Below are 11,643 nucleotides of genomic sequence, written 5' to 3' on the forward strand. Positions count from 1 at the left end.
GTTTACTATAATTCATACCGATATCAATGGGGATTAAAAAAGATGGCCCCGGAACAGTACCGAGGCCATCTACTAAGTGCATAAAGGACTTTTTATTAACTGTCTATTTTTAAGGGTACAGTTCAAAATAGGGCAGCTTTTATTTTAAATTTCTTGAATTTCGGGCTTTTTCACTTTTTTAATTTCATATAGCCCACCTTCTGAATGAACAATGTATTCAGGTTTCGGCTTACCGCGATTTGCTTTATGACCAGCGATATGAGCTTCACTTTTTTCCCACTTTTTCCAATGCTCTTCCGATTCCCAGCGAATCATGACAATAACTTCTTCATCTCCACGTCTTACCTTTTTCACCAATACCGATAAATCAATAAATCCTTCTTGCTTTTCGATAATACCTTCCTTTGAGAAACGATTGACAACTTGATCAGCGTTTCCTTCTGTTACAGTAATAGTTTTCATCTGAACAAACATCCACCCAGCTCCATTTCATATATATATACGTATTATTTTAATTGAAAATAATTATCATTGTCAATTTATTTACTATCGGGTGGATTTACTTCATTTCACCTTAACAATAGTTTCTACTTAATAACTTTTTCTTGTTCCTTAATTTTTTCTATGATCGCATCTGTCATTTCTTTCGTCATCTCAGAAAGATTTTTCTTCAACTTTGATTGAATCATTTTTGCCATAGCTCCTTCTGGAATAATCTCGAGATATCCAGTTATGAATGTGCTTTCCTGATCAGATGCTTTCGCTTCAAAATATCCGTTACCAGAAATCTTTTCATTGATTCCTGTTAGCTTAAATGTCACCTTCTCTGGCTCAATCCATTCTGTAATATCTACTTTTAATTGAATTTTCTTTTTTATTAATCCTAAATCAGTTTTAAATGTCCATGTCGATTCACTTTCATTTATTATAGTATGTTCGATATAGCCTGGAACAAGAGGTGCCCAATTATCCATAATGCTAACAAAATTCCAAATTGCCTTGATCGGTAATTCAGCTTTTACTTTATACAAATTATTTGCCAATAAATCCCCCTACTTTCTTCTGTCAATCAATATGATGGAACCAATCTAACCTTATTCCACGATCGATTAAGTTATTCCAGAAAAAAGATAAGGACATGCAAATATTAATACCAATAACCATATGGAGGATATGGATAAGGATACGGATAATACCCATATAAATACGGATTAAATAAGGCACTGCCAAGTACCCCACCTAAAACCCCACCAAAAAAAGGTCCTGGAAAAAATGGTCTTGGTCTTCCAAAAAAAGGTCTTCCATAAAAGAATGGTCTTCCGAACGGTCTTCCAAATATTCTTTCATCATTGTCAATTTGATAGTATTGATTTTGCACAAGTTTCCCCTCCAACATTAGGTATTTCACTACTCGTTAACAAAATATGTTAAGTACCCATCATATTCCTTAGGTCATTCACCCATTTTACATCGGATTTTTCTTGCTCCTACATTTGTTCCACCTTAAAAAAAGTTAATCTGGAAAGCTTCTTTTCGATTAATGTAATCATCCACAAAAAAAGGAGCAAACATTATCCAAACAATACATTTATATTCTTTCGATAATGTTTGCTCCTTCTCAATTTTTCCTTCAAATTTATTGCCACCTTAACCCTAGTGATAAATGACAGCATTCTAAATTTCCTATTTTTGAAGATAATTTTAAAATAATCCCATCTGGATTAAATGCTGTCTCAACAGTTGAATGTATTCCAGTAGATTTTATTAATCGTTCAACCTCTACCATATTAGAGGCTTGGGCGGCGGTCATGACTTTTTGAGCAAATGATTTCGAACTAGCTAATTTTGTCAAGACCAAACTTGCTTCACTCAATAATTTCTGCATCGATTTCACAGACTCTTCAAAAAAGGAAGGGTCAACCTGTGGTAGCTGTCGATAAAACAGTTGATATGGAATTTGGCACTGTGGCTTTAATACTACTTGTTGATAATTTTCCCGCATATAGGATGGGTAAGCATAACGGTAACAATAAAATAATTGCATATTTATTGATCTTCTCCTCTCATTCATAGCACTATACAATATACGGAAAGCCTTTAAAATCGTGATTATTTTTATACTCAAACATCCTGTAAGTTTACATAAATGAATTAGATTTTGTTGTATGGAGAATATTATTGATGTTTAAATTACCATTTAACGAGAGGTTGTTCATAATGAAAAATTATCGATATCTTATTCAAGATAAGTTTGATGCAAATTCCATAGCAAATGACCTACGTGTCCAACTTAATGTCAATCGATTTGAAAATGTCACAATAAAAGCCGTCAATCAACGGAATGAAGTCATTGTTCAAGTACCTGATTCCAGTGATCATTTAGAAATTGCCGTAGAGAGCTTTATGGAGAATTATCAGACTGGTGTAATTTTGGAGTAGATCAACTAACCTACATTTTGCCCAATATCATAATCCCAAAATCTTCATGAGATAGCTTTATGAAAAATGGCCAAACTACTTCTTGTGTGAATATAAATCAAAAGGAGGAATGGTAATAATGGACACACAATATTTAGCACCACACGAAACTTATGAGCTTCATGAATTGTTAACTTTCAAAAATACATGCTTAACGAAATCAGCTACTATGAGCAAACTAATACAAGACCCTGAGCTAAAAGCAATACTTGAACAAGATGTGACTAAATCAAAACAACAAATTCAAAGAATTCAAGAATTCATAACAAATCGAGGTGACAATTCGTGAATGACATGATGCAAAATATGGCAGGTATGGGTGCTATGACAGACCAAGTAGTTGCAACAGACTTTTTAATCGCTGCTAAAACAGGCGTTAAAAATCTCGCATTAGCTATAACCGAGTCCTCTACTCCAGAAGTTAGAGATACATTAAAGCAATATTTAAACGATGCTGTAGATACCCACGAACAAATATTTAATTATATGGTGAAAAAGGGCTATTATCATCCTAATAATATGTCTGAACAATTAACTGTTGATTTAAATGCCGCTAAAACTGCTATGGACCTTCCTGAATCTTAAACACACAAAAAAGAATGGCATAGATGAGTTATGATTCATCATGCCATTCTCTTTCTAATATTAAGCTAAAACTGTACTACCCATTAAATATTTGTCAACTTCTTTAGCAACTTCTCTACCTTCATTAATAGCCCATACAATTAAACTTTGACCACGTCTAGCGTCACCAGCAGCAAAAACACCTTCAACATTTGTTCTAAAATCTCCATATTTAGCAGCAACAACATTTCTTGCTGTTGTTTCAACATTAAACTGCTTTAATACAGGCTGTTCCGCTCCTTCAAAGCCAATAGCAATAAAGACTAGCTGAGCAGGCCATACTTTTTCAGTTCCAGGAATTTCTTTAAAATAGTATAAACCATTTTCATCTTTAAGTTTTTCCATTTGCACTGTATGGAGCTCTTTTAAATTACCATTTTCATCAGCTACAAGCTTCTTTGTTTGAATGGAATATTCACGAGGGTCGTTGCCGAATTTAGCTTCTGCTTCCTCATATGCATACTCCATAGTAAATACATGTGGTGCTTCTGGCCACATATTTTCTTTTGTACGTGACATTGGTAACTTAGGATGCTTACCAAATTGAACAACACTTTTACAATTTTGACGAAGTGCAGTTGCAACACAGTCAGCACCTGTGTCACCTCCACCGATGACGATGACATCTTTACCTTCAGCATTAATGAACTTTCCGTCTTCAAAGTTTGAATCAAGATAGCTCTTTGTAGCAGTTGTTAAATAATCCATTGCAAAGTGAACTCCATTTGCTTCACGACCTTCTATTACTAAATCACGCTGCTTTTGAGCACCAACACAAAGGATAACAGCATCATATTGCTCACGGAGCTCTTCAGCGGTAATATCCTTCCCAACCTCAGTATTAGTAATGAAGGTAATTCCTTCTTGTGACAGAAGAGAAATACGTCGTTCAACAACATCTTTGTCTAACTTCATATTTGGTATTCCATAAGTTAACAACCCGCCTGGTCGATCTGCACGTTCATATACAGTTACATTATGTCCTGCTTGGTTTAATTGGTCAGCACTTGCTAAACCAGCTGGACCTGATCCAACGATTGCAATTTTCTTGCCTGTTCGTTTAGTTGGAATACGAGGCTTTATCCAACCATTTTCAAATCCCTTATCAATAATGGCTTTTTCAATGTTCTTAATCGCTACGGCCGGGTCAGAGATCGCTACGTTACAAGAACCTTCACAGGGAGCTGGGCACACTCTCCCAGTAAATTCCGGAAAATTATTCGTTTTCATTAATCGTTCTAACGCTTCTTTCCATCTACCCTTATAGACTAGGTCATTCCACTCAGGAATTAAGTTATGGATTGGACACCCAGAAGTATACCCATTAATTTCTGTTCCAATATGGCAGAAAGGTGTTGCACAATCCATACAACGTGCTCCTTGTCTACTTAACTTTTCCTCAGAGAAAGGAGCTGAATATTCTTTCCAGTCATTTAGACGTGAGAGCGGCTCTCGTTCAGCCGCTTTTTCACGTTTAAACTCTAAAAATCCTGTTGCTTTCCCCATCTTCCTCTCCCCTTTCTACTGTACAACTGCTTTTGAACGTACATTATTTGATGACGTTCCTTTTTTTTCACTTTTAGCATTTTCTTCAAAGGCACTCATAATTGCATCTTCATCTGATAAACCTGCTTGTAGTTGCTCTTCGATTCGTTCCATCATTCGTTTGTAATCTTTAGGGATAACTTTAACAAACTTCGGTAAAACTTCATTCCAATTATCTAGGATATACTCTGCTTTTTTACTACCTGTATAATCGAAATGATTTTGAATCATATCTTCTAATGATTGAATTTCTTTCTCTTCAACGATAGACTCTAGCTCTATCATTTCTAGATTGCATAGCTTTTTAAATTCATCACTATTATCAGCTAGAACATATGCAATACCACCAGACATCCCTGCTCCAAAGTTTTTACCAACATCACCGAGAATAACAACACGACCTCCAGTCATATATTCACAGCCATGGTCACCTACACCTTCAACGACAACATTTGCACCACTATTACGTACCGCAAAACGCTCTCCAGCACGACCATTAATATAAGCCTCACCGCTTGTTGCTCCATAGAACGATACATTTCCAATAATTACATTGTCAGATGGTTCAATCGTTGATTCCTTTTGAGGTGCGACGATTATTTTACCTCCGGAAAGCCCCTTACCTAAGTAGTCATTAGAATCCCCTGATAACAACATTGTCACACCACGAGGGATAAACGCTCCAAAGCTTTGTCCGGCAGAGCCTGTAAAGCGAAGAACAATTGTATCTTCTGGTAATCCTTCTTCCCCATATCGTTTTGAAATCTCACTGCCAATGATTGTACCTGCAACACGGTTCGTATTTTTAATCTTAAAGGACGCTTCAACAGGCGTTCCTGAGATAATTGCTTTTTCAACAGCAGGTAAAATTTCGACCATATCCAATGACTCAGCAATTTTATGGTTTTGTTGAATCTTCGCAGTACGTGGTCCTTCAGGCTGGTAAAGAAGAGTTGATAAATCAAGATCTTTCGCCTTCCAATGTGCTTTAGCACGGTCGCTTACCTGTAAGATGTCTGTACTTCCAATCATTTCATCCATATTTCTAAATCCAAGCTCAGCCATGATTTCTCTAACCTCTTGCGCAATAAAACGCATAAAGTTCACGACATGGTCAGGATCACCTGTAAATTTATCTCTTAATTCAGGATTTTGCGTTGCAACCCCAACAGGACAAGTATCCATATGGCATACACGCATCATAATACAACCCATTACAACAAGCGGTGCTGTTGCAAAGCCATATTCCTCTGCGCCTAAAAGCGCAGCCATGACAACATCACGACCTGTCATTAATTTACCATCTGTTTCAAGAATTACTCTATCGCGTAATCCATTTAACATTAATGTTTGGTGAGCTTCTGCTAGGCCAAGCTCCCATGGTAATCCTGTGTGCTTAATACTTGTTTTTGGAGAAGCACCAGTACCACCATCATATCCACTAATGACAATAACATCTGCAGCACCCTTTGCGACTCCTGCCGCTATTGTGCCGACTCCTGCCTTTGAAACTAACTTAACACTAATCCGTGCATCTCGATTTGAGTTTTTCAAATCATGAATTAGTTGTGCTAAATCCTCAATAGAGTAAATATCATGGTGAGGAGGAGGTGAGATTAATCCAACTCCAGGAGTTGAACCACGAACCTCAGCAACCCAAGGATAGACTTTGTTTCCCGGTAATTGTCCTCCTTCACCAGGTTTTGCACCCTGTGCCATTTTAATTTGCAATTCCTCAGCATTAACTAAATAATGGCTCTTTACACCAAAACGTCCTGAAGCAATTTGCTTAATTGCACTTCTCCGTGAGTCTCCATTTTCATCAACAATATACCGTTTTGAATCCTCTCCACCTTCACCACTGTTACTTCTTCCACCTAATCGGTTCATCGCAATTGCTAAAGTTTCATGTGCTTCTTTACTTAATGAACCAAATGACATTGCACCTGTTTTGAAACGTTTAACAATTGAATCCACTGATTCAACTTCATCAATTGGAATTGAAGGTCTTTTGTTAGTGAATGAAAATAGATTACGCAAAAAGCCGATTCGTTCTTCATTTGCTGCTTGAGAGTACTTTTTAAATAAGCTGTAATCATTTTTACGACATGCCCATTGCAATGTATGAATTGTTGTTGGATTAAACGCATGATGTTCACCCGTTTTTCTCCATTGGAAATCACTACCGGAATCTAATGTTTTATCAACTTTTTCCGAATACGCTTCTTGATGACGTAATTTTGCTTCTAATGCGATTGTCTCTAAGCCAATTCCACCAATCTGTGATGCTGTTCCCGTAAAGTAACGATCAATTACTTCTGAGCTTATACCAACAGCTTCAAAAATTTGTGCACCACGGTAGCTTTGAACTGTGGAAATTCCCATTTTTGACATTACTTTTACGACACCTTCAGTAACAGCTTTAATATAACGTTCAACTGTCTCCTCATAACTTAATGATAAGCTTCCGTCATTTATAGCTTCTTTATATGAAGCAAAAGTTAAATAAGGATTAATTGCATCAACACCATACCCAATAAGTGCTGCAAAATGATGAACCTCTCTTACTTCACCAGATTCTATAATTAAGCTCACTTTTGTACGAGTACCTTGACGAAGTAAATGTTGATGTAAAGCACTTACTGCTAATAATGAAGGGATTGCTATGTGGCTAGCATCCATTTCACGGTCAGAAATGATGATGATATTTACACCTTCAGCAATTGCTTTATCAGCTTTCTGACAAAGTTCATTTAAAGAATTTTCTAAATTTTCAGTAAATAAAGATTTGATCGTTCTACTTGTAAATCCTGAAAATAGATTTAATCTAATTTGTGCTAATTGATTATTTGAAAGCACTGGAGAATCTAATTGAATTCTTCTTGCATTTTCCTTTGTTGGATGAAGAATATTCCCCTCATTGCCAAGCAAGGTCATTGTCGAAGTAACAATTTGTTCCCTTATCGCATCAATTGGAGGATTTGTTACTTGTGCAAACAATTGTTTAAAGTAATTAAATAATGATTGTGGTCGATCTGATAAAACTGCAAGTGGTGTATCATTCCCCATAGAGCCTAGCGGATCTTTTCCTTCAGTAACCATCGGTAATAAATACTTTTGAATATCCTCATACGTATAACCGAATGCTCGTTGCTTATCTACAATATCTGTTACAACTTCCTCAACAAACTCTTCAGTAGAATTTAGTTTTACTAGTTGTTCTTCTAACCAATCCTGATATGGCTTTTCATTTGCCATTTCTTCTTTTATTTCCTCATCAGAAATAATTCGACCTTCTTCCAAATCAATTAACAACATTTTACCTGGACTTAATCGATCTTTGTAAAGAACATTTGACTCTTCAACGTCAACAACCCCAACTTCAGATGAGAAAATAATATAATCATCTTTCGTTACATAGTAACGTGCAGGACGTAATCCATTTCGATCAAGAATCGCACCGATTTGTTTTCCGTTTGTAAAAGAGATTGCAGTCGGACCATCCCATGGCTCCATTAAGCAGCTATGATACTCGTAAAAAGCTCTCTTCTCAGGATTCATATGAGGATTTTCTGTCCAAGGTTCAGGAATCATCATCATCGCAGCATGTGCAGGCTTTCGGCCAGCTAATACAAAGAATTCAAATGCATTATCTAAAATCGATGAATCACTTCCATCTGAATCTAAAATTGGTAATACCTTTTCAAGATCCTCACCAAATGCTTCTGAAATGAATTGCTTTTCTCTTGCTTTCATCCAGTTCATATTTCCACGAAGCGTATTTATCTCTCCATTATGAATTAAATAACGATTTGGATGAGCTCTTTCCCATGAAGGAAATGTATTTGTACTAAAGCGGGAATGCACTAAAGAAAAAGCGGAAACGAAATCTTCATCTTGTAAGTCTAAATAAAAAGCATCAACTTGGTCTGGAGTTAGAAGCCCTTTATAAACGATCGTACTACTTGAAAAGCTAGTGAAGTAAAAACGATGCTCTCGTTCCCTCGCCCAATTTTCAGCTTGTTTACGGATTATATAAAGTTTACGTTCAAATGTTAATTTATCTTCAATTGAATCAGCTGCCCCAATAAAAACTTGTCGGACTACTGGACAACTCTTTTTTGCAACAGGACCAATCACATTAACATCAACTGGCACATCTCTCCAGCCTAATAATATTTGGCCTTCAGCCTCAATGTAATGATTCAATTGTTGTTCAATTTTCTCACGCTCAGCGTCATCATTTGAAAAAAACATCATTCCTACGCCGTAACGTCCATTTTCCGGTAAATTCATATCTTGGCAAGTCTTTTTAAAGAAGGTATCTGGAATTTGCACCATTAAACCTGCGCCGTCTCCAGTAAGAGGATCACTACCTTGTCCTCCCCTATGGTCTAACTTGCAAAGCATACTTAGTCCTTTTTTTACAATATCATGTGTAGCGTTGCCTTTTATATGAGCATATAAACCGATACCGCATGCGTCATGTTCAAATTCAGGACGGTAGAGACCTTGTGCTTTAGGTATTTGATTGTAAGTCATATTATCTCCCCCTTGTAAGATTTTCTTACACCCGTTTATATCCAAGATAACTATATTATATATTCACAAAATGATACTAACAATATATAATTTAGATAAGATCAATCTAATATTGAGATATATGATCGGAGGAAGCTTATGGAATTACGACAGTTATACTATTTTATGGAAGTCGCCGAGCGTGAACACGTATCGGAAGCAGCACAATATTTACATGTAGCACAATCTGCCATTAGTAGACAAATTGCAAATTTAGAAGCAGAATTAGGGGTTACGTTATTTGAAAGAGAAGGAAGAAATGTTAGACTTACTCCCATAGGAAAGGTATTTTTAACACATACAAAAACCGCAATTAAAGCAATCGACTATGCAAAAAAACAAATCGATGAATATTTAGATCCTGAAAGAGGTTCTATAAAAATAGGCTTTCCAACAAGTCTTGCTAGTCATTTGTTACCTACAATCATTTCTGCGTTCAAAGAAAAGTATCCTAATGTCTCATTTCACTTAAGACAAGGCTCATATAGTTTTTTAATTGATGCTGTCATTAATCGTGAAATTGATTTAGCGTTTTTAGGACCAGTCCCGCTTAATGTTCCTGAAATTGAAGGAACCATTTTATTTTCAGAAAACATTTCTGCTCTCGTTCCTATTAGTCATCCACTTGCTACGAAAAAAAGTGTGCTATTAAATGAATTACGAAGCGACGAATTTGTATTATTTCCAAGGGGTTATATTTTACATGAAATCGCTGTTGATGCTTGTAAACAAGCTGGATTTATCCCAACCATTTCAACTGAAGGAGAGGACCTTGATGCAATTAAAGGCTTGGTTTCTGCCGGAATTGGTGTAACTTTACTGCCAGATAGCACATTCCAAGAGGCGATCCCACGATTTACTGTCAAACTGCCGATAGAATTACCAATCGTACGAAGAACAGTCGGAATTATTGTATCAAAGAAAAGAGAGCTTGCCCCTTCTGAGAAAGTATTTTACCAATTCGTTAAAGACTTTTTCTCTATGCTTGAACAATACCAGTAATATGTTTGTCCATTTTAAAATGAGTACTATCCTTTTAATTGCTTTGGTAGTACTCATTTTTATTAATTAAAATCTCCCCTATTACATTATCTGCATTTTTGTATTTTAATTTGTTCATCTTTACTTTAGTAGTATTTCCAATCTCATTTTGAGCTTAATTATTGTATAAAAGCATCCATTTTTAACATCAAATTCCAGAGATTAACTACTCAAAAATCACTTATCTTGGATGTGCTTTATTCCTTTTGAACATGCTAATCATTGTTAAAGACAAAATAGTATGAAAGGAGTTATTTATGATAAACAACAAAGACTATTTAACTAATGCTCCAAAACAAGAAAAAATTACATTACAAACTGATGGTAGTTCTCCTAACAAAAGGAATATCGATGGAAATTCCGTCCTTGAGCACAAAAATTTGGAAGTAGCTAATTCCTACATTGCTAGTAAAGAAATCGGACAACAAAGGGAAAATCTTTAATAAATAGAGGTAAACATGTTTAGTTATTCTAAACAGCTTACCTCTTCTATCGTTCAATTCTATTTATTCTTCTATAAAATAGTCTGGAAAGTCTGTAATTACTCCGTCTATTTTCGAATCTAACAGCCCTTTAATCGATTTTTTATCCCGAACTGTATAGGGCATTACCCTCATTTTATATGAATGAATGCGCTTCACAAGGTTCTTTGTGATTAGCGCTTTATTTGGATTTATATATTGAACGAGCTTTGACCAATCTTTTAATTGAACATTTGATATCCCATGAATCCGATATTTTACTAATAGCCCTAATTTGAGAGTTGGCAGCTGTTGATGTACCTTTTCTAATAGTTCAAAATCAAATGATTGCACAATAATATCATTTGTTTGCTGTTTTTCCGATAATATATTCGTTAGTTTTTCAACAATTTCAGGATTTAAGTTTGGGTTTTTTATTTCAATCAAAAAACTGATTTTTCCAGAAAACTCTGTTAAAACTTCTTGTAATGTAGGGACCTTTTCTCCTGCAAATTTTTTATGAAACCACTTCCCTGCATCTAATTGTTTTATTTCATTATAAGTAAGATTGCGAATTTCTCCGACTCCATTGGTTGTTCGATCAACCGTAGGGTCATGAATGACAACAAGCTCTCCATCCTTTGACATTTGGATATCAAGCTCAATAAAATCAGCCTTTAATTCTACTGCCTTCCTAAAAGCAGCCATCGTATTTTCTGGAGCATACCCTGCAGCTCCACGATGTGCAACAACGAGAAAATGCTCGTGTTTCCAATATACATTTCCCTTTTTTACACGATATATTTTATTAAAGACATTCTTAAGCGACATCTCTCCAACTCCTAATCAACTCTTCTTTTCTATTTAAGCACAATTCTTTGTCAACATTGTTAAAGATCAAGTATAGTTACCA

Annotated in this window: 13 protein-coding genes; 6 read left to right on the forward strand and 7 right to left on the reverse strand. The window is 35.7% G+C overall.

All coding sequences use genetic code 11. From position 1 onward, the window contains the following. Positions 1-84, forward strand: an 84-nt coding sequence (locus HU235_RS25390; protein WP_325100938.1) for an IS3 family transposase, incomplete at its 5' end; no start/stop codon positions are given. A 60-nt stretch (positions 85-144) separates the two neighbouring features. Here the strand turns inward: HU235_RS25390 and HU235_RS10540 are convergent. The 4 genes from HU235_RS10540 to HU235_RS10555 form a co-directional block, all read right to left on the reverse strand. Next, the gene (locus tag HU235_RS10540; RefSeq protein WP_174880203.1) at positions 145-474 is read right to left on the reverse strand and encodes an antibiotic biosynthesis monooxygenase family protein; all 330 of its coding nucleotides are present in this window, start codon (positions 472-474) and stop codon (positions 145-147) included. A gap of 113 nt (positions 475-587) precedes the next feature. Then, positions 588-1,043: a CoxG family protein gene (locus tag HU235_RS10545; protein ID WP_145581586.1), complete on the reverse strand. Its 456-nt coding sequence runs from the start codon at positions 1,041-1,043 to the stop codon at positions 588-590. A 104-nt stretch (positions 1,044-1,147) separates the two neighbouring features. Beyond that, entirely contained in the window at positions 1,148-1,378 is a 231-nt protein-coding gene (locus HU235_RS10550; protein ID WP_095302651.1) for a hypothetical protein, read from the reverse strand. Between the two features lie 258 nt (positions 1,379-1,636). Then, on the reverse strand, positions 1,637-2,044 hold the full coding sequence (locus HU235_RS10555) for a hypothetical protein (protein WP_233452194.1): 408 nt from the start codon (positions 2,042-2,044) through the stop codon (positions 1,637-1,639). Positions 2,045-2,217: 173 nt separating this feature from the next. On the opposite strand from HU235_RS10555, the gene HU235_RS10560 reads away from it, so the two are divergent. The 3 genes from HU235_RS10560 to HU235_RS10570 all read left to right on the forward strand — a co-directional run bounded on the left by HU235_RS10560 (position 2,218) and on the right by HU235_RS10570 (position 3,063). Next, the gene (locus HU235_RS10560; protein ID WP_174880205.1) at positions 2,218-2,439 is read left to right on the forward strand and encodes a hypothetical protein; all 222 of its coding nucleotides are present in this window, start codon (positions 2,218-2,220) and stop codon (positions 2,437-2,439) included. A 118-nt stretch (positions 2,440-2,557) separates the two neighbouring features. Next, positions 2,558-2,767 carry a DUF892 family protein gene (locus HU235_RS10565; RefSeq protein ID WP_095302655.1) on the forward strand — a complete coding sequence of 70 codons (210 nt, stop codon included), beginning with the start codon at positions 2,558-2,560 and terminating at the stop codon, positions 2,765-2,767. Continuing rightward, complete coding sequence (locus tag HU235_RS10570; protein WP_174880206.1) at positions 2,764-3,063, forward strand: spore coat protein; 300 nt, start codon at positions 2,764-2,766, stop codon at positions 3,061-3,063. The genes HU235_RS10565 and HU235_RS10570 overlap by 4 nt, the downstream gene beginning before the upstream one ends. A 60-nt stretch (positions 3,064-3,123) precedes the next feature. Here the strand turns inward: HU235_RS10570 and gltD are convergent, their stop codons facing one another. After that, positions 3,124-4,608 (reverse strand): glutamate synthase small subunit, encoded by a 1,485-nt coding sequence (gene gltD / locus HU235_RS10575; RefSeq protein ID WP_174880207.1) that lies wholly within the window; start codon positions 4,606-4,608, stop codon positions 3,124-3,126. 15 nt (positions 4,609-4,623) lie between these two features. Continuing rightward, on the reverse strand, positions 4,624-9,189 hold the full coding sequence (gene gltB / locus HU235_RS10580; protein ID WP_174880208.1) for a glutamate synthase large subunit: 4,566 nt from the start codon (positions 9,187-9,189) through the stop codon (positions 4,624-4,626). A gap of 138 nt (positions 9,190-9,327) precedes the next feature. Between gltB and HU235_RS10585 the strand changes: the two genes are divergently transcribed. Together HU235_RS10585 and HU235_RS10590 are read left to right on the forward strand one after the other, a co-directional pair. Beyond that, on the forward strand, positions 9,328-10,230 hold the full coding sequence (locus tag HU235_RS10585) for a LysR family transcriptional regulator (RefSeq protein WP_174880209.1): 903 nt from the start codon (positions 9,328-9,330) through the stop codon (positions 10,228-10,230). Between the two features lie 296 nt (positions 10,231-10,526). Further along, on the forward strand, positions 10,527-10,712 hold the full coding sequence (locus HU235_RS10590; protein WP_174880202.1) for a hypothetical protein: 186 nt from the start codon (positions 10,527-10,529) through the stop codon (positions 10,710-10,712). Positions 10,713-10,775: 63 nt separating this feature from the next. Here HU235_RS10590 and HU235_RS10595 read toward each other — a convergent pair whose 3' ends face one another. Further along, complete coding sequence (locus tag HU235_RS10595) at positions 10,776-11,561, reverse strand: glycerophosphodiester phosphodiesterase (protein ID WP_174880210.1); 786 nt, start codon at positions 11,559-11,561, stop codon at positions 10,776-10,778. Positions 11,562-11,643: the final 82 nt, after the last annotated feature.

The sequence above is a fragment of the Metabacillus niabensis genome (assembly GCF_902829255.1).
Classification (GTDB): Bacteria; Bacillota; Bacilli; order Bacillales; family Bacillaceae; genus Metabacillus; species Metabacillus niabensis.